Source organism: Faucicola osloensis (genome assembly GCF_020041925.1).
Lineage (GTDB): Bacteria > Pseudomonadota > Gammaproteobacteria > Pseudomonadales > Moraxellaceae > Faucicola > Faucicola osloensis_D.
Map to the genome: position 1 here is coordinate 913,371 of NZ_CP083409.1, position 19,521 is coordinate 932,891.

Here is a 19,521-nt window from a genome sequence, read left to right on the forward strand (position 1 = left end):
GTAAACTAGCCTGCCAATTTAGCAAAAACAAGTGTAAAAATATCTTTAGCTTGTAAAAAAACCCATAATGACCATTGTCAGTATGGGTTTAACCAATGATATTAAAAGGGGTATTAAAGCAATAGTATCGAAGCCCTATGATTAAAGCGTTAACTCATGTCTAAATTAACTCGTGTCTAAATTAGCTTATAGCTGTAACTCACTGATATCTGCAACCGTTAAAAACAATCCACGCACTTTTTTTAGCAGCGCCAACCGATTGGCTTTAAGATTAGCATCTTCACTATTCACCATCACCTGCTCAAAGAAGTCATCCAATGGCTGCTGCAGTGTCGCTAGCGATTGTAAAATTTGGGTGTAGTTGGCGTTGTCAGTGTGTTGGTGGGGCTCAATACTTTGCGCTGCAGTTTGCACCGCTTGATACAATGCTTTTTCGGCAGGTTCTTGTAAATAAGCCGTTTGTACTTGGGTTGCAATCTCACCCTCAGCCTTGGCTAAAATATTGGCAACGCGTTTATTGGCTTCGGTAAGTTGTTTGGCGGGTGGCAAATCACGGAAGGCTTGTACGGCTTTGATGCGATGGTCAAAATCCATTGGCACTTGCGGTTGTAGCGCCTGTACCGCCATAATTGTATCCACGCTCACGCCTTGGTCTTCATACATGGCACGGTAGCGTGAATTGATAAACTCCATCACTTGTTTGAAAGTTTTTGGTAAGTCGTCAATTTTGCCTACATAACCCAATAGAGCTTGCTCAAGCAATACTACTAGATTTAATGGCAGTTGTTTCTCAATCAAGATACGCAGTACTCCAATCGCCGCGCGGCGTAGGCTAAACGGGTCTTTTGAACCGGTTGGCGCTTGGTCAATACCAAAAATACCGACCAGCGTATCCAAACGGTCTGCTAATGCCAGCGCTGTTCCAATGTTGGTCGCGGGTAATTTATCGCCGCTAAATTTTGGCAGATATTGCTCTTCGATTGCCGCCGCCACCGCTTCTGGCTCTTGGTTTAAACGCGCATAGTAAGTCCCTGCCACGCCTTGTAATTCTGGAAACTCACCCACCAAGGTACTGGCAAGGTCTGCTTTTGACAGCAAGCCTGCCCGTGCCGTTTGCTCAACGTCTTCGCCAATTTGGGTAGCAATAAAGGCAGCTAGCTTGGCAATACGCTCAGATTTTTCCCAAATTGTCCCTAACTTATCTTGGAATACGCGGGTTTTAAGGTTTTCAGTCAGTGCAAATAACGGCTGTTTTTGGTCTTGTAAAAAGAAAAACTCAGCATCGGCAAGGCGTGGACGTACCACTTTTTCGTTACCGGCAATCACTTGCGCTTTATCTTTACTGTCAATGTTACTGATAAAGATAAAATAAGGCTGTAATTTACCTTGGCTGTCAGTCAAACAAAAATATTTTTGATCCGCCTGCATGGTGCTAATCAAGGCTTCTTGCGGCACTTGTAAAAATCGTGGCTCAAAGCTTGCGCGTAGCGCTACTGGATAATCGACCAGCGCAGTGACTTCATCAAGCAAATATTGCGGTACGATAGCAGTCGCCCCTACTTCATCGGCAAGCTGTTGCACTTGCTCTTTGATAAGTTGTTGGCGTTTGTCAAAATCAGCGATGACGTGCGCCTCGGCAAGGTTTTGCTCATAGCTGTCCGCCGTGTCAATTCTAACCCTATCAGGATGATGGAAACGATGTCCAAGACTATAACGACCCATTTCAACGCCCTGCGACCCTGTCTCACCCGACGTTAATCCTTGAATTGTCGCTGATAGCACTTGGTCGTCTTTGAGTAGCACTAACCATTTGACAGGGCGAACAAACTCAGAACGCTCTGAGCCACTGCGCATACGTTTGGCAATCGGCAACTCATCTAAGGCTTTTTGAAAAATGCTCGGCAACAACTCGGTCACAGGCTGACCGATGACACTCATTTCATAGCCGATATAATCGCCTTTATCACCTTTGATGGTAATCAAATCCTTGACGTCAATACCCAAACCTTGGGCAAATCCTTGTGCCGCTTTGGTTGGGTTACCGTCCTTATCATAGGCAGCTTTGACCGCAGGACCGCGTTTTTGTTCGATTTTATCGGGCTGTTTTTCACTAATTCCTTGAATCTGTAAGGCAAGACGACGTGGGGCGGCAAAACTTTTAATGGTATCAAAGCGAATATTGGCATCTTTTAGCGATTGGGTGACATGGTCAGTGAGTGCATCGCGCAATGTTTTTAGATTTTTTGGGGGCAATTCTTCGGTGCCAAGTTCAAATAAAATAGTAGACATGCTAAAGCCTTGTTGATTCAAATAAGGTAAATATAGGCGATTATAGCAGAAATTTAAGCCATAAAAATGCCCCATCAGCGGGGCAAATCAAGAAAACCGTCAGCGCAAAACGAAAATTAAACTTATCGGCTGGCGCTTGCCGAAGTCGTTACAGCGGTTATAGCGACTGGCGTATTGACCGCCGCTTTTGGTTTGGCTTTGGCAGGATTGACCACAAAGTTAATGCCTAACAACAACAGCGTCACCCCTAAAATCGGGCGCAATTTTTTCTCAGGTAGTTTACTGCTCAATAATGTACCTACAATAATGGCAGGAATCGCGCCAATGAGCAAAAAGGTCAGCATGTGAAAATCCACACTGCCTGACAGCAAATGTCCGAGACCTGCGACCAAGGTTAACAGCACCGCATGTACCACATCCGAGCCGATGATGCGAATGAGTGGCAATTGGGGGAAAATTAGCACCAGCGCCATGACGCCAAATGCCCCTGCCCCAACCGACGATAAGGTCACTACTACCCCGAGCAATATGCCCATCAGCACCAATTTATATTTGGGGATTTGGGAGGTGAGACTGTCAGTTTGGTCAGTTGTGCGGTATTTGTCAAAAAACGCCTCGATACGGTTGCGAAAAATCAGCGAAACCCCGGTAATGGTCAACATCACGCCCAATATCAAGGTCATGATTAGTTTGATGGCGTTGATATTACCCAAGTAAGTAGCGACGAGATAATTAGTGACAATGGAGGCTGGAATACTACCAATCGCTAGCCATAGCAAGATTGGCCAAACAACATTTGATTTTTTAAAATGAACCACACCACCAAAAAACTTGGAAATAGCGGCGTATAGCAAATCGGTGCCGACAGCAATATGCGGCTCTACTTTTAGCAGTAAAATCAGAATCGGCGTCATCAGTGACCCACCGCCCACGCCCGTCACACCTACGCAAAATCCGACAAAAATACCCGCTAAAATAAAATAAAGTTCCACTCACCGCTCCTCTATTTATCCAAAATGGTTATCCAAACTGAATAAGGAGGGTATTTTAGCGAAATTTGCTTATTTCTCTGTGTGGTGTTTATTGATATGAATATGCAATATTAGAATATTTACATAATATAATTTCGACTTCTTTAATTAACAATAAATTGCTGAATGCTTTGATTATTGAACGTTGCTTTGTTTCCTAAAGATAGCAAATTGAAATTTCCACTTTGTATATCACTGATTAATTGGCTTTCAAAGTTGCTTATATTATTTTGACATCTTCTAAAATCATTTTCTAAAAACTTAAATAAGCCAAACGTGTCACCTTGATTAAAATTAGATTTCAAATTTTTTGAAAGTAACGCAATAAAATCATCATACTTTTCTACAGTTGTTTGAATTTTACCATTTGCAATTTCAGGAAGTATGTAAACGCTTTCAAAGAGATGCTCAACAATTCTAAGTGCAACTTCTAGCTCTTCAGAGGTTGGTTCCTTAATATCATGAGCGGAATCGTTTCCCATAAATCTAATACCATGTAATAGACTTTTATCACCATTGGAAATATAACCGTTTTTTTGAAGTTGATTTATTCGAATTTCTAAAGATTTACCATTTATTTTCAAATCATTACAAACTGCTTCAATACAAACTCTCAAGCCAATACCAGTTAGGATTTTTGAATCATTTGCATAGCTTTTGAGAGTATTCTGATAAATACTTTTTACAATTATTGGCAATTCAGCTAACTCAAACCATTGAAATTCTTTATGTCCTTTCAAGGGAACAGGATAATTGGTAACATTTTTCGGGTAATATAAATCACCATTAAAATCATAGTGCTCATCCTGCAAATCAATTTGCATTATTCTGAAAGAAACATAATCGCAACCTGCACATTTTATAATTTGATAATATAGCTCTTCTGGATAATCATTAGGGTCATATGGTACAAAGTATTCTTTAACGATAAGTTGATTTGTGTCTTTCCCACATGATTTACAATAGCTAGTAATATGTGTATTTTCTGCCATTTTAACTTACTCAGCTTTCGGCAAATATTTATCCAAGGCTTCTTGACGATGGGCTTCATCCGCCAATGGGAAGCCCAATTTGGCGCGCGTTTCTACATAGCTTTGTGCTACTTTACGCGCCAAGGTGCGCACACGCAAGATAAAGCGCTGACGCTCAGTGACTGAAATCGCCCCACGCGCATCTAGCAAGTTAAAGGTATGTGACGCTTTGAGCACCATTTCATACGCAGGCAGCGGCAGATTAAGACCGACCAATTTGTCGGCTTGGCTTTCATAAAAATCAAACAACTCAAACATCTTTGCCACATCGGCATGTTCAAAGTTGTAGGTCGATTGTTCCACTTCATTTTGGTGGAACACATCGCCATAAGTGACACGACCAAATTCGCCATCCGTCCATACCAAGTCATACACACTGTCCACGCCTTGGATATACATGGCAAGGCGCTCAAGACCGTACGTGATTTCTCCTGTCACTGGGAAACACTCAATACCACCCACTTGCTGGAAGTAAGTAAACTGGGTAACTTCCATGCCATTGAGCCAAACTTCCCAACCAAGTCCCCATGCGCCAAGCGTTGGTGATTCCCAGTTGTCTTCTACAAAGCGGACATCATGGGTTAGAGTATCAATGCCAATCGCTTTGAGTGACCCCAAGTATAACTCTTGAATATCAGGTGGATTGGGTTTAAGTACCACTTGGAACTGATAATAATGTTGTAACCGGTTTGGGTTGTCGCCATAGCGACCATCGGTGGGACGGCGTGATGGCTGTACATAGGCGGCATGCCAACGCTCTGGACCTAATGCTCGTAAGAAAGTGGCGGTATGAAACGTGCCTGCACCCATTTCCATATCGTAAGGCTGTAACACCACACAACCTTTTTCTGCCCAATAATTTTGCAAAGTTAAAATCAATTGTTGAAACGTCATCATACGAGAATTACCACTATATAGTCGGTGATTAGGCAAACCGTGTTTATCAAAATAGTTGTCCAGTTAATTTTGATAAAGCGTCAGTTTTTTTAATTAGTCACATTAAAAATTTAAATTTTTTTGCATCGCAAATAGCACTTAAAATAGGCGCTACAATTGCCGAACGATATTTTTACTTAAAACGCCCAAAATAGCAAACTTATCCAATTTTTCAGCTACAGGTATAGCAATGGTTATTGAGCAAATTAATTGGCTGGCAAAACTACAAAGTATCAAAACAATATACATTTCGCGACAAATCAGTTACCGCATTTTAGCACTTTTTTACTAGATTTACGAAAATTCCTGTTACCCTTGAACAAGAGATTTCGACGATTGATTGCTTTGTTTTTTTATACGGTTTTAGCCTTCTTAATCGCTTTTTTTGAGATAAATCAGCCAAATTTGATACGTCATCCATTGTCGTTTTAGTTGGGTTTTGACTTTTAATTTTCATCTTTTACCGCCATAATAACCTACACAAGCTTTTACTTAATTTATTTTAAGTAGTTGTTTTTAATAACTTTTCATGAGGTCAACCATGCTTATTTCGGCAAGTCTATTATTAGCTGCTACGTCGTTAACTTCTAACTGGTTGTTTTTAATCGTTCTAGTGACTGTCGGTATGCTAGCGATTGCATTTACCCCTTATCGTTTTGTATTGGGGTATTTTATGTTGGGTATGGTGTACTGGATTTCGGTGGAAGGGCTGCATTGGGCAGTCGTCACGCTGTCATCATTGACTGGCACGGATGCGTATGTGGCGGCAATTGGCTTATCGATGATTCCCATTGTGATAGCGTTAAATGGAAAACCTAAGTTTAACAAAGCGGCGAGACAAGCTACTACCCACCAAGCTATGTTAAAAAGCAGTGTCCAAATGAGCGCCGGTCACCGTCCTGTGGTGTTAGAAAAAGATACCGATTTTCATCAAAATTTTGTTCGTCATGCCTCTGTGTTTGACTCAAAATACTAATAACAACCTCGCCACCTTATCGCTATAGCAAGTTATTTAACCCATCCTGTTGATGGGTTTTTTATGGGGTTCAGCATGATAAAAGGTAAGAGGCTCGCTGTGTAATGCTGTTTAAATACACAAATCAAACGCTTTGATTACAAAAAATGATACTGGTATGTTAAACATTACTGTAACTTGGCATCAATGATCTTATAATATATTGTATAACAAAGCTATTAAATCGTTTGTAATAGCGAATTATAATTTCTTTGAAATGAGTGACTTAAGTATCGTCATTTATTTGAAGACCTTGCGCATTGCAATATCTATAAAATCTATAATTTTGGAGGACACGTATGTTATCTCAATTAACCCAAATCAAATCAGATCCCCTTGACGTATTATTGTTTGCCGTTGGTTTGCGTTTAACCCAACTTGCCAAAATGGGCGATGACAAATTTAAAGGTTTATTAGAAAACCGTAATTTTACCATTCAACTCGGCAGCGACGCGGAACAAACGTCACGTTACTACCAAATCAATAACGGTACTTTTAGCCAACATGCAGGTCCAGCCAAAGAGCCAACGTTGACGATTACCTTTAAAGACTCAATGACGGGTGTAAAATTGCTCACTAAAGGTGAAGCGACGGCATTTATGACGGGCATCCAAAATGGCGATTTAAAAATGTCGGGTGATTATTCACTGCTGATGTGGTTTAACCAAATCGCAAAATTCATTGTGCCAAAAGTACCCGAACCACTTAAGCCTGTGGTTGAACAAGCGAAACCCTTGATTGAGAAAGCCACACCTTTTGCCAAAGAACTTTGCAGTAAAGCTATGGCAATGATTGGGGGCGTGAGCGCAAGTAAAGCATCTGGCAGCAGCAAATACTTTAATCAATCAAACACCAAAGACGTTAATGCTGACAGCGAGACACAAGCTACGAGCAAATTAGAGACCCTTAAGGCGAAAGCGGCTGAAATCAAAGATGACGCCGTGGAAAAGTTTGATGAGCTAAAAACCGAAGCCAAAGAAAAAATCGATTCACTTAAAGAAGATGCGAGCGAAAAATTAGCGGATATTAAAGACACCGCTAATGAAAAACTTGGCGAAACCAAAGAAAAACTGGATGAGGTTAAAGCACAAGCGGCTGATAAAATTGATGACGCTAAAGAAACTGCCACTGAAAAATTGGATGAAGCGAAAGTCACTAAGGACGATAAACTTGCGGAGGCTAAAACCAAGCTTGAAGACGTCAAAGACCAAGCGGCTGAAAAATTAGCTGACGTTAAAAGCCTAGCGGGTGAAAAACTAGATGATGCTAAATCAAAGGTTGACGCGTTAAAAACCCAAGCCGATGACAAACTAGATGCGCTAAACGATGAAGCCAAAGAAAAAGTCAGTGAAGCAAAAGATAAAATCGAACAAGGTAAGCAAAAGCTGACCGACGAAACAGCGAATGATTCTGATGTATCTGATAATAAAGCCATCGAAGAGAAATATGAAGCGGCTAAAGATACTACTAACGCTCAAGGTAATACGGCTAAAGATAGTACGGCAGATGATGATAGCATCCGTCCTGACAATGTGTTCGCCAAGTCAGCCGATAATGATAACTTAACGCCTGCGCTGCGTAAATCGGCTGAGATTGAAGCAAAGCATGCGTCTGATGAGGTCATTGCCGACAATGTCAAAACTAGCGCAGTCACTGATGATAAATCACCTATCACCAATATTTCAATCACTCGTGGTGATAGCTCTCACGACAAATAAGTCATTGTTATTAAATGATAAAAAACAATCACTTTAGGTGGTTGTTTTTTTTGTCTTTAAGTCTTGCTATTACTGTGTTTGTGTTTTATTAACTTGATTTTGCGCCCCCTATTTGTAGTAAAAGACAAATAATCATTAGCAACATACCCAACCAACCAATAGGAGAAAAAACCTCTCCAACCACAATAACCGCAAGTATCGTTGCTACGATAGGCTCCAATAATGTAATTAACGTCGCTTGGCTCGCCTCAATGACTTTCAGTGCTTGACCAAAAAGTAAATACCCTATAAACATCGGTGCAATTGCCATGTATAAAGCAACTGCTATATGTTTACCATCTAAAAATAGGTTATCGCCTGTAAACAGTAATGACGGTAACAATACGATTGCGGAGAGGCCAAACAGACTTGCCATGGCAGATTTAGCGTCTACGCCTGTCTCTATCATTTGCCGTGCTGACCACGAGTACGTGGCATACGTTAATCCTGCAACCAAACCTAGTAATATTCCCCATTTTTGATTGTTCGCCCCTATATCTAAGTCAATATTTTTAGTTTTCCCTATAGTCAGTAAACTGACACCCACGGCACCAAATAGAAAACTTACTACCCATTTTTTATTAATCTTTTTATTGCTGATTAGACGCTCCATCGTGACCGTAAAAAATGGCGCGCTAGCAATTGTGATAACTGTTCCGATAGCGACACCCGCTAGACGCATAGAAGAATAAAAGGCTAATGGGTAAATGACAATACATATCGCTCCTACTAATAAGACCTTAGGCTGAGAAGTTAATTTTATCTTATCATGAACGATGTGTTGTCTAGCGTTTACTACTAGCAGTATGCCAGCCACACCCATTGCAAATGCACCCGTTGCTAAAGGACTGACATCAGGCGTTAAAGCGGATACAGTCCCTGTTGTACCCCAAAGAATGCTAGCAATCACTACAAATACAATAGCGCTCAAACTGGATTTCACCTGAAACATCATAAATACTCTCAAGGTTATATTGAATAATACTATTATAGAGGGCTATTGATATTGGATTTTGCAGATTGGACGGTTTTGTTGATTACTCAGACGCGTTTTACTTAGAAAATTCTAGAAGGTGGGATACCGAAATACTTTGAGAAACGGCGACTAAATGCACTGACATTCGTGTAACCCACTAATTCAGCAATGATAGCAATGGGGGAATCAGTATGTAGTAATAAAGCTTGGGCTTTTTGCATTCTCAGCTCTGTAATGTACGCAGTTACTGTCTGACCCGTCTGTGACTTAAAGTTCTTTTTAAACTGGGTAGCACTCAAACAAGCAATATTTGCTAAAGCTTCTATCGATAAGTTATGAGAAAGGTTGTTATGAATATAGTCCACGACCTCTCTAATCCTATGGTCATACTGAACAAATAATTGTTGTTCTTCTAAGAGTCTGTAGAAAGTAGTAAACATTAATAATTCAATTTCAGCATGAACTTGGTTCTTTAACTGACTTTCAGCGAACTCTAAAAATAATAATAATGTTGAGCTGATTGAAAAGACAATTTTTTCCGAATCAAGAATATGATCTGGTAAAAAATCTGTATCAACCACAATGAATTTTGCATTTTCTTCAGCATTAAAATAATGTTCTTCGTATGCTTTGATTACAACACATTCCCTTGGTGTAACTTTACCAATATAGTTTTCAACCTCAATGTTTATAACGCCTCGAAGCGGTAAAACAATTTGATGAAAGTTATGAGAATGCCCTTTGGTTTGATGACTATAGGATCTAACTGAGAGCGTGTTTATCATTTGTTTCTCTGCTTATCATTTTTTCTCTATAGCCCCGCTTAATAAAAATAATACGTCAAGCGCTCACTGTATGTAACAATGAAGTATTTCGCGCCTATCATGCGCTTAGCAATTAAAACCGTTGAGATTATTAGCCTGTAGCTACTGTGTTTTTTGTCGTCAAACCCGTACAGTTTAGAGATGTGGCAATGTCCCTACTGGAATTACCTGTAAAACCGCTAAAAATTGTTATAAAATTTTGGATAGAGATAACTTCGGCATTTAAGCCATTTTTTCAAGTAACGCCATGTTGTCATGGTAAGCCTGTTTTGAGCAATTTATCAATTTGGGCTACCTACATTACTGCCTGATGGACTGACTTGATAGATTAGGCAAAAATAAACCATCTAAAAGTTGGTAGCCGTTTTGGTGGCCATTTATATGGTATCGGTATTTGTCTATGATATATCTATTTGTCATCATAGCCTTGAAGCCTTTTATTATCAAGGTTTGCTGTTAGCGTTTGCTTGACAACGTTTTTATCGATTTTCGTGTGAATTCTGCTTTAGGCGGTTGTTTTTTTTTGGTATGATGAGACACCTTTTATCATTTTAAGCTTTGTTTTAATTAGGATTATAGCTGTCATGGCAGACTTATTAGCAATTCAACAATCAGAACAACCGATTGGCACCACAATGACCACCCAAAGCCGCCCAACTCGCGAGCAAATCCAAGCTTGGTTTGAACTACCTTTGATGGATTTACTGTTGCTCGCGCAAAACAAACTTCGCGAACACTTTTCACCCAATGCGGTACAAATCAGTACCCTGCTATCAATAAAAACAGGCAATTGTCCTGAAGATTGTGGCTATTGCTCACAGTCAGGACACCATAGCACCGACTTACAACCTGAAAAGAAAATCGAAGTACAAAAAGCGATTAGCGAGGCCAAAAAAGCCAAAGCAGCTGGCTCTAGCCGTTTTTGTATGGGTGCGGCATGGAAGCACCCAAACGATAGAGATATGCCCTATGTGGTTGAGCTGATTAAAGAAGTTAAAGCATTAGGCTTAGAAACCTGCATGACGCTTGGCATGTTATCGGGTAACCAAGCGCAAGTACTTGCTGAGGCGGGACTGGATTACTACAACCATAACCTTGATACCTCACGCGAGTACTATAACCATATCGTCTCCACCCGTAGTTATGATGACCGTCTAACTACCCTTGACCATGTGCGTCAGGCAGGCATTAATATTTGCTCAGGTGGTATCATCGGTATGGGTGAAAGTCGTGATGACCGCATCAACCTACTGACAGAACTGGCTAATCTGCCAAAACCCCCTGAATCAGTACCAATCAATATGCTGGTACCCATTGAAGGCACGCCAATTGCAGATCAGCTGCAAGGCACGCGCTTGCCTGTGCTTGAGTGGATTCGTACCATTGCTGTCACGCGCCTTGCTTGCCCAACCAGCTATGTGCGTATTGCCGCAGGTCGTGAAGGCCTAACCGATGCCGAGCAAGCCATGCTGTTTATGGCAGGTGCCAATTCTTTCTTTTATGGGAATCGTTTATTGACCACCGATAATGCTACCACCAATCATGATGATCAGTTGATTGCCGATTTAGGGTTGACGGTTGAGAAAGCCGAGCCTCGACAAATCCCGGTGACCAATGCGATGAATGGTCGCATCGGGAGTTTGGCTGTCGTTTGATATGCCAAGAAACCGCCCAAGTGGCGGTTTTTTCTTAGATGCTTTAACGATGCTTTAACAGAGTTGAACAGTATGTTAGCCAATTTTGCCCTTCAATCAGCCCTTGATGAACAGCGCCAAAAAGACCTGTATCGTCAACTGACGCCCATTCGTCATGGCGTGACGCCCACCATTGACATAGATGGCAAAACCTACGTCAACTTTGCCAGCAATGATTATTTGGGACTTGCCACCGACCCGCAACTCATACAAGCGTTTAGCCAAGCTGCAAAAACCATCCAGCAAGTGGGTAGTGGCGCGTCGCACCTGATTACGGGGCATACGCTTTGGCATGAACAGTTGGATACCACCCTTGCCCAAGTGACAGGCTATGAACGGGCATTAACTTTTAGCACAGGGTATATGGCAAATGTCGGTGTGATTCAAGCGTTGTGTGGTAAAGATAGCATGATTTTCAGTGATAAGCTCAATCATGCCTCCATTGTCGATGGGGCAATCCTTAGCCGTGCCAAAGTCATGCGTTTTGGGCATCGCAATTATAGCCAATTAGAGCAGCTGCTTTCGCAAAGTAGCGCTAAGCAAAAACTGATTGTCACCGATCATATTTTTAGTATGGATGGTACCATTGCCGATTTAGATGCGCTGCATACGTTAGCGGTTCGTTATGAATGCGCCTTGATGGTAGATGATGCCCACGGTTTTGGGCTGCCCTATCAGGCTTATAAAAAAGCCCAACCGCAAGCGGATATCTATATCGGCACCTTTGGTAAAGCGATAGGTACCAGTGGCGCATTTGTCGCAGGTTCGAGTGAGCTGATTGACTATGTGACCAATTTTGCCCGTTCATTTATTTATACCACGGCGATGCCCCCTGTGCTTGCCAGCGTGACTAAAACCAGCATAGTCATGTCGCAAACCGATACGTTGCGCAGCAATCAATTACTGGCTAATATCGAACAGCTCAGTCAAGGGCTATTGCAGCAAAATTGGCAAGTAGGTATTGATAATCAAATACCGACCACAGCCATTATTCCTGTGGTCATTGGCAATAATGACAGAACCCTGCAGCTTGCCAACGCGTTAAAATCTCGCGGTTTTTGGGTCTCGGCCATCCGTCCACCCACGGTGCCGGTAGGTACAGCACGGCTACGCTTTTGCGTGAGTGCTCGTCATAGTGAACAACAAATCTCGGATTTACTTGCCATCATGCAAACTTTAAAATAACGGCTATTTGCAGACTTTTTTAGGGCAAGTTTATTTAGAGTAAGCTGATTTAGAGTAAGCTTGTTTAGTTGCATCATCATCGGGGTAAGCAATGACAGAATATTTTTTATGGTTTAAAGCCTGGCATGTGATTTCATTGGTGTGTTGGTTTGCCGCGATTTTTTATCTACCACGCTTGTTTGTGTATCATGCCATGAGTGCCGATAAAATCAGTCAAGAGCGATTTGCATTGATGGAGCGTAAACTGTATCGCGGCATCATGACACCTGCAATGATTGCCACTTGGATTTTTGGCTTGTGTATGCTGCTACCCAATTGGGACAGTTATAAAACCCAAGTTTGGCTACATATCAAGCTGGTCTGCGTCATTGCGTTGACGGTATATCATGTAGCTTGTGGTCGATTTCGCTTAAAATTGATTGATAACCCTAACTATAAAACCCATGTTTTTTGGCGGTGGTTTAATGAGGTGCCTGTGTTTATTTTAGTCGCCGTGGTGATTTTGGTGATTGTTAAACCGCAATTTGGCGCGTAATCATTTTGGCACTTCATGGGTTAAATCATAGCGCAAGGGTTCAATCATAGAAGGTTGCCATGATTGCCTGCGCTATTTTCGGTGAGCGCAAGGTGTAAATACGGGTCAAGGTCAGCTTGTTTGAGCAGCCAATCAACATAATCAGGCGGCAAGTCTTTAATGGCAACCCCTTTATGTTTGCCAAAGCGCATTACCGTGGGTTTTCGGGCATGTTCACTGGCTTGATACAGCTGAGCCATATCGGTGATATGATGCTGATAGCAGATAGCTTTTAAGACCAAAAAGGTAAACCAAATATCGTATTTGGCACCATGCGCGAATTTGATATTTTTCTTGGCAACCTGCGGCTCAAAAAAACACAGTAGCGCACCCAAACTATGGCTATCTAACTGCGGAAAAAAATGCCGCGCCAGTGCCAAAGTGCAAATACGCTTAATGCTCGATAAATCACAGTCAGCATTGGTCAGCACTTCAGCATCAAAGTCGATATTGTGCCCAATGAGATACTCGCAGTCTTTTGGTAACTGAAAATCAGTATGCGGCGGCTTGTCTGCCACATCGTCGTCAAAAATCCCTGTGATGGCTTGGCTACCCAAAGTAATTTTTTTGTGTGGGTTAAAGCGCTGCTCAAAGGCGTTGTGGGTCTGTAGCATCAGCTCGCCTGCTGGACTAAACACCACGCCAATGTAGGCGATTTCGGTCGCATGTGGCTCAACCAATCCATGCGCTTCTGTATCTAAAATATAACTACTCATAACCTTAAAACTTACTAAATCGCTCAATTCACCCGTTGTAGACAATCATCATACACGATTTGGTGATAGCTTCCTTAGGTTTTCAGTATCTTAGGTTTTGAATATCTTGGATACACCAATCGCTGTCTAAAGGTCTTGCTTGGTATTTACCACCTCGCGAATCCTGTTAAATTAGCCGGCTTATCCAAATTTACCAACTCAACCAACAAGGGTATGGGTCTCAGGATAACGAATACGGGTCGGTTTAGGGGTGGCAATAAAATACGCCAAGGTTAACGGTCCAAGACGCCCCATATACATCATAAACATAATCACACATTGCCCGGGCTCACTCAAGGTCGGGGTGAAATTTCGCGACAAACCGACGGTTGCCGATGCCGATATCACTTCAAATAAAATATCAGTCAAATGCCCTTCTGGCTCACATATGGTTAAAATAAATGCCGCTAAAGCAATCATCAAAATCGAGGTGCTCATCACCGCAAACGATTTTTTTACCAAGTGATCAGAGATAGCACGATGAAAAATCGTCACTTGCGGGTGCTGACGCAAATATGCCCTAGTCGATGCTAGGATAACCACAAAGGTGCCGATTTTGATACCGCCACCTGTGGACATTGAGCCTGCACCAATAAACATCAATATAAAGGTCAATAACGTACTGGCATCTGTCACTTGGCTATAATCAATATTATTAAAACCTGCGGTACGTGACGTCACCGCCATAAACCAAGACGCAAACCACTGCCCAGCTTCGCTCAATCCGCCAATGGTTTTGGCGTTGTGACGCTCAAGTAACCAATACATCATACAACCAATGATATTGAGCGCTAGTGTGCCCAAAATCATGACCTTGGTGTGCAGGGTAAATTTTTGCCAGCGCTTGTGTTTGATGATATCTAAAATCACCAAAAACCCGATACCGCCCGTGATAATCAGCAGACTTATGATAAAACTAATCATCGGATGGTGCACATAAGCAGTCATATTGTTGCCATTTAGCGCAAAACCTGCATTGTTAAATGCTGAGATACACAGAAAAAACGCTTCATACATCGCATCTTTTAGCCCTTTTAGCGGTGCTAACAATAGCGTTAACCCTAAAAAACCCAAGCTCTCGGTGATAAAGGCAATTTTGATTACCGCTTTGGCTGTACTACCAATTTGGTTGCTATGAGTACCCAACGCTTCTTGCGCCGTGATTGAGCCTGATAATCCCATTTTACCTTGCAGACTGGTCAATACCAAAATTGCAAAAGTCATAAAGCCTAGACCGCCAAATTGAATCAGCGCGGCAATCACCAGTTGTCCAAACGTGGTATAGTTAGCGGTATCTACCACATTTAGCCCCGTGACGGTCACCGCAGACGTCGCGGTAAAGGCTGCCGCTAGGATACTAATCGGTTGAATCGTTGCGATTGGCAATGACAACAAAACCGTTCCCATCACAATTAACGCTAAAAACCCCAAGGACAAAATAGCAGGCGAGGACAAATGCAGTCCCTGTTTAGTAGGCGGCTCTGGGTCGTGAGTACTGGGTTTTGATTTATCAATAATCTTTGGTTTGTCGCCTTTTTTGACTTCACGAAACGGCATATTTACACCTAATTACCTTTTTTGCGTGAGTGGTGGGTTAAATAGCCGTTTGGCGAATGACTTTGGCAAGGCGACGCAGCGCTTGGGTGTCACCCCCTACCACCAATTTATCCCCGCCTTGGAAGAAAAAGCCATCTGGTAATTGGTTAAAGATTTGCTGGTTGCGTTTTAGCATGATAAAGATAATATCAGGATGGCTATGTTGTACATCCGACCACGGATGCCCTCGCCACTGCTCAGGTGGGTCTAGGCGAACCAAAAACTGCTCGTCACCCAATGCCATGTATTGTTTGACCATCGGATAGTTCATTTTTTGGGCAATACGAATCCCCATGTCTTGTTCGGGGTGAATGATATTATTCACGCCTAAGCTTTTTAGGATTTGGTGATGGGAGTCGGTTTTGGCTTTCACCCATAGGTTTTGTACGTTCAGGCTTAGTAGGTTGAGTGTACATAGCAAGCTGGCTTCAAGGTTATCACCAATGCTCACGAGCACCCCGTCGAAACTTGCAAGGTCAAGCTCTTCTATGGTGTCTTTGTCGGTGGCGTCAGCAATTACGGCACGGGTGACATATTCACTGATGTCATCAACCAGTTTTTCATCAATATCAATCGCTAGGACTTGGTTGCCCAATTTTTCAAGCTCTCTAGCACAGGTAATACCAAAAACACCCAGTCCGATAATGGCAAATTGCATTTTTTATTGTTCCTTTATGATAAATTTTTATTCTTTGCTCGGTAATAAATCTATCAAGTAGCTTTCAATTTCATTTTTTCTTTTTTTACCCCAAGCAGATGGATGATGTAGTCTATAGCAGATAGCATCATTATCTGGCAACTTAAAAGACCATAAATCTTCAACTTCGAAACCTCCAACTGGCTTCTTATCCGTTAATTTATCATTTGGAAAATACTGTCTTCGAGCTTGTACACCTTCATTACCCGTTGCAAAAATAATATAATCGGGTTTTAAAATTTCAATTTGGGCTTTTAATAATTCTTCAGAAATTTTTACAACACCATTAATTAAATTTTTATTTTTTGAGTTGTTAATGTGCCCTTTATTATAATCAAAAGCATACACATTCGACCAAATCAAACCTTCCTTACCACTTTTATTTGCTATTTTCTTTAGAAAATTAAAAAAACCTGCACCTTGAGCTTGTGAGCCATCCATTGTTTTAACAAAGTAATTATGACTTTTATCCATTAATTTTTGGATATAATCTTCATCGTAAACGTTGGAATTGAACTGCTTATTGCTGGTCAGCCAATCATTTGTTTCTCTACCAACTATCATAATTTTATTTTTTGCGCTTTCATAGTTATCAGTTACAGGCGTTAAAAATAATTTAGATAATTTTTCTATACCTAAAGTGCTATCTAAAAACTCTTGATTTTCTTTTACTATTGCTAAATAACAATTAAATAATTGTTGCTTCAAACTCACGATAAATACTTTTTATGCTATTCAATTAAATCCAAAAAAGACTTTTAGATAATGACCTATTTCCCCATCTTCCCAAATATTTTCAGCTTCTTGAAAATTTATCGCAGTGAATATATCGTCATTTTCTGTTAACAAGCCACTATCTACAATACCTTGTATAACTTTTCCATGATTTTCAAAACCATAAACTTCTGATTGCGCGATTTCAACTATCAAAACGCCATTAACTTTACAATTTGGCTTTCTCGATAGAACCTTTTTCAAATTATTATCAATTAAATCTGCTATATTTTGCCCAGTTTGACAGTATTCAACAAATAGTAAATAACGGTTCTTTTGCAAAAAATACTCAACATCCATAGCATTTAAATAGATAAACCCATAATCAGCTAACATCATATCAAAGGCTTTAAAGACGTTTTCAACTTGATTATCACGGCAGTAAATAACATTATCAGCTAATGCTAAAATCTCTTTATCTACTTGCTCATCAACTTGTATGGCAATCAATTGCTTACAATTCACTTGCTGCCGATAAAATGAAATAGCTTGAGAGGTAATTTGATTATCAATCACAAAAAATGTTATCAATGTTTGATAACTCGGCTGGTTTTGGGCTTGATAGACGTCGAAAAATCGGAATTCTCTATCTAATGCATCTTTAAATATTGTGCTTTGATGAAAATTAAAGCCCATTTTAATTTCTCATTATTTTTTAGCGCGCTGGCGACTGGCTTCATACAGCACCATGCCAGTGGCGACACTGACATTTAAGCTTTGGATTTGCCCATGTTCATTGCCGGGCATCGGGATATAAACCAGCTGGTCGCAGGTATCTGCGGTCAAACGGCGAATACCGTCACCTTCTGAGCCCATCACAATCGCCACATCACCTGTCAAATCACAGTCTTGCACGGGCTTTGCCGTGTCATCGAGTGCCGTACCAAACACAAACACCCCTTGTTTTTTGATGTCAGTGAGCGTACGCGCAAGATTAGTGACTTGGATAAAAGGCATTAATTCCACCGCACCGACGGCGACTTTTGCCACGGCTGGGGTGATGCTTGAGCTATGATTTTTGGGAATAATGACGGCTGAGACGCCCATCGCCACAGCGGTACGCAAACACGCGCCAAGGTTGTTCGGGTCGGTGATTTGATCAAGCACCAGTAGTAATAGCGGTTTTCGCTCGGTTTGGTGTTTGTCGACGAGGTATTTGAGATCTGCCTCATCTTGGAGTTCAGCAGGGCGGGCTTGCAACACCACGCCTTGATGCTGCGGACTTTCTGCAAGCTTGGTGAGTTTGTCTTTGGCGCTGATTTGTATCGCAATCCCGTAGGTTTGGGCAAGCTCGGTGATGTTGGCTACCGTGGCATCATCTTGTTTTTTACCGTCTTGAATAAAGAGTGTCAACCCATCGATACCGCGGTGTTGCAAGATGGATTGCACGGCATGAATGCCATAAAAATAACTCGGTTTTGCCATGATTGATGACCCTTTTTTCGATTTTATATTTGCCTTGCCGCTAGCCTTGTATATTATCCGCTAGCCTTCTAGGTGGCAAATGTACTGCACGACTGCTTCATTACGTAGCTCATAACTGCTATGCCCTTCGACCAAGAACGCTTGTCCGGCACGGTAATAAGTAAATTCTTCCTCGCCTGCCAGTTTGACTTCACACTCGCCTGCCAAAATTTCGATACGTTCAGATGAGTCCGTTTTAAATTCATAGGCGGGCACATCGGCATCACAAGGTAGCACGATTCCTAGCATTTTTTTGCGTCCATCTTCAAACCAAACGGTCCGACTAAAAGTACGACCTTCATAGTAAACATTCGCTATTTTTTCTACCGATACATGGTCGAAACGATTAGGTGACGTCATGAGATTCTCCTTAAAATACACAGTCAGTTGACTTGATAACGCTGCCTTATTATAAAGAATTATAAAGAATGGCAGGTCGTTTTGCGGCAACCCGCTTTTTTTAGTCGACAAATGGGTTTTATAATCAAACGCAGTCCGTGACTTGTCGCAATCAGCCAATGATATTGCCGATAGATTGTTAACGGTTGATAAAAAATTATGTTCCGTTATCCTTATGCAGACGTTGTTTAGACCAATAGGATATCATCAAATTTAGTCAACTTTTATGACAATCTATTCTATTATAACAATCTATTATAGCAATCTATGTTTTATGACAATCGATGAAACCGCCCTTAACTTGACTAGGCGAAGATTGCTAGACACAGATACCCATCAAAGATAGCCAGCTGACGGAAATTTGGATTTTTGCGTTGCTTATTTTGTAATTGTCCCAATTATGCTATTGTTTAGTGTGAAACAGCTAGATGGAATTTTTACTGATTTTTGAAGACTTGTCTAGGATTATTGTGAGCTTTTCATGACAAGGTTACAATAAAGTTTTTGCAAATTTGACCGCCAAT

Annotated in this window: 18 protein-coding genes; 5 read left to right on the forward strand and 13 right to left on the reverse strand. The window is 41.3% G+C overall.

The features are described from left to right. Positions 1 to 186: 186 nt before the first annotated feature. From glyS to glyQ, 4 genes are all read right to left on the reverse strand, one after another. Complete coding sequence (glyS, locus tag LAJ61_RS03980; protein WP_224054549.1) at positions 187 to 2,289, reverse strand: glycine--tRNA ligase subunit beta; 2,103 nt, start codon at positions 2,287 to 2,289, stop codon at positions 187 to 189. Positions 2,290 to 2,411: 122 nt separating this feature from the next. Further along, positions 2,412 to 3,281 (reverse strand): sulfite exporter TauE/SafE family protein, encoded by an 870-nt coding sequence (locus LAJ61_RS03985; RefSeq protein WP_224054550.1) that lies wholly within the window; start codon positions 3,279 to 3,281, stop codon positions 2,412 to 2,414. 143 nt (positions 3,282 to 3,424) lie between these two features. Further along, entirely contained in the window at positions 3,425 to 4,312 is an 888-nt protein-coding gene (locus LAJ61_RS03990) for a DUF4145 domain-containing protein (protein ID WP_224054551.1), read from the reverse strand. A 6-nt stretch (positions 4,313 to 4,318) separates the two neighbouring features. After that, positions 4,319 to 5,245: a glycine--tRNA ligase subunit alpha gene (gene glyQ / locus LAJ61_RS03995; protein ID WP_224054798.1), complete on the reverse strand. Its 927-nt coding sequence runs from the start codon at positions 5,243 to 5,245 to the stop codon at positions 4,319 to 4,321. A 571-nt stretch (positions 5,246 to 5,816) separates the two neighbouring features. Here glyQ and aciT point away from each other — a divergent pair. Beyond that, positions 5,817 to 6,263 (forward strand): AciT family ciprofloxacin tolerance protein, encoded by a 447-nt coding sequence (gene aciT / locus LAJ61_RS04000; RefSeq protein ID WP_224054552.1) that lies wholly within the window; start codon positions 5,817 to 5,819, stop codon positions 6,261 to 6,263. 338 nt (positions 6,264 to 6,601) lie between these two features. Beyond that, the gene (locus LAJ61_RS04005; protein ID WP_224054553.1) at positions 6,602 to 8,020 is read left to right on the forward strand and encodes a hypothetical protein; all 1,419 of its coding nucleotides are present in this window, start codon (positions 6,602 to 6,604) and stop codon (positions 8,018 to 8,020) included. 88 nt (positions 8,021 to 8,108) lie between these two features. Here LAJ61_RS04005 and LAJ61_RS04010 read toward each other — a convergent pair whose 3' ends face one another. Together LAJ61_RS04010 and LAJ61_RS04015 are read right to left on the reverse strand one after the other, a co-directional pair. Continuing rightward, the gene (locus LAJ61_RS04010; RefSeq protein ID WP_224054554.1) at positions 8,109 to 9,014 is read right to left on the reverse strand and encodes a DMT family transporter; all 906 of its coding nucleotides are present in this window, start codon (positions 9,012 to 9,014) and stop codon (positions 8,109 to 8,111) included. A gap of 101 nt (positions 9,015 to 9,115) precedes the next feature. Next, positions 9,116 to 9,820: an AraC family transcriptional regulator gene (locus LAJ61_RS04015; protein WP_224054555.1), complete on the reverse strand. Its 705-nt coding sequence runs from the start codon at positions 9,818 to 9,820 to the stop codon at positions 9,116 to 9,118. A gap of 674 nt (positions 9,821 to 10,494) precedes the next feature. Between LAJ61_RS04015 and bioB the strand changes: the two genes are divergently transcribed. The 3 genes from bioB (at position 10,495) to hemJ (ending at position 13,273) form a co-directional block, all read left to right on the forward strand. Continuing rightward, positions 10,495 to 11,514: a biotin synthase BioB gene (gene bioB / locus LAJ61_RS04020; RefSeq protein WP_224054799.1), complete on the forward strand. Its 1,020-nt coding sequence runs from the start codon at positions 10,495 to 10,497 to the stop codon at positions 11,512 to 11,514. 72 nt (positions 11,515 to 11,586) lie between these two features. Further along, a complete protein-coding gene (locus tag LAJ61_RS04025) occupies positions 11,587 to 12,738 on the forward strand; it encodes an aminotransferase class I/II-fold pyridoxal phosphate-dependent enzyme (RefSeq protein ID WP_224054556.1) in 1,152 nt (383 codons plus the stop codon). A gap of 91 nt (positions 12,739 to 12,829) precedes the next feature. Next, on the forward strand, positions 12,830 to 13,273 hold the full coding sequence (hemJ, locus tag LAJ61_RS04030) for a protoporphyrinogen oxidase HemJ (protein ID WP_101965092.1): 444 nt from the start codon (positions 12,830 to 12,832) through the stop codon (positions 13,271 to 13,273). 44 nt (positions 13,274 to 13,317) lie between these two features. Here hemJ and LAJ61_RS04035 read toward each other — a convergent pair whose 3' ends face one another. From LAJ61_RS04035 to ppnP, 7 genes are all read right to left on the reverse strand, one after another. Beyond that, the gene (locus tag LAJ61_RS04035) at positions 13,318 to 14,028 is read right to left on the reverse strand and encodes an exonuclease domain-containing protein (protein WP_224054557.1); all 711 of its coding nucleotides are present in this window, start codon (positions 14,026 to 14,028) and stop codon (positions 13,318 to 13,320) included. A 198-nt stretch (positions 14,029 to 14,226) separates the two neighbouring features. Further along, the gene (locus LAJ61_RS04040) at positions 14,227 to 15,624 is read right to left on the reverse strand and encodes a TrkH family potassium uptake protein (RefSeq protein WP_224054558.1); all 1,398 of its coding nucleotides are present in this window, start codon (positions 15,622 to 15,624) and stop codon (positions 14,227 to 14,229) included. 37 nt (positions 15,625 to 15,661) lie between these two features. Next, positions 15,662 to 16,321 (reverse strand): potassium channel family protein, encoded by a 660-nt coding sequence (locus LAJ61_RS04045; RefSeq protein ID WP_224054559.1) that lies wholly within the window; start codon positions 16,319 to 16,321, stop codon positions 15,662 to 15,664. Positions 16,322 to 16,348: 27 nt separating this feature from the next. After that, complete coding sequence (locus LAJ61_RS04050) at positions 16,349 to 17,074, reverse strand: hypothetical protein (RefSeq protein WP_224054560.1); 726 nt, start codon at positions 17,072 to 17,074, stop codon at positions 16,349 to 16,351. 21 nt (positions 17,075 to 17,095) lie between these two features. Further along, positions 17,096 to 17,770: a hypothetical protein gene (locus tag LAJ61_RS04055; protein ID WP_224054561.1), complete on the reverse strand. Its 675-nt coding sequence runs from the start codon at positions 17,768 to 17,770 to the stop codon at positions 17,096 to 17,098. Positions 17,771 to 17,782: 12 nt separating this feature from the next. Next, positions 17,783 to 18,559: a 23S rRNA (guanosine(2251)-2'-O)-methyltransferase RlmB gene (rlmB, locus tag LAJ61_RS04060; RefSeq protein ID WP_224054562.1), complete on the reverse strand. Its 777-nt coding sequence runs from the start codon at positions 18,557 to 18,559 to the stop codon at positions 17,783 to 17,785. A gap of 60 nt (positions 18,560 to 18,619) precedes the next feature. Continuing rightward, positions 18,620 to 18,958 (reverse strand): pyrimidine/purine nucleoside phosphorylase, encoded by a 339-nt coding sequence (ppnP, locus tag LAJ61_RS04065; protein WP_007115041.1) that lies wholly within the window; start codon positions 18,956 to 18,958, stop codon positions 18,620 to 18,622. Positions 18,959 to 19,521: the final 563 nt, after the last annotated feature.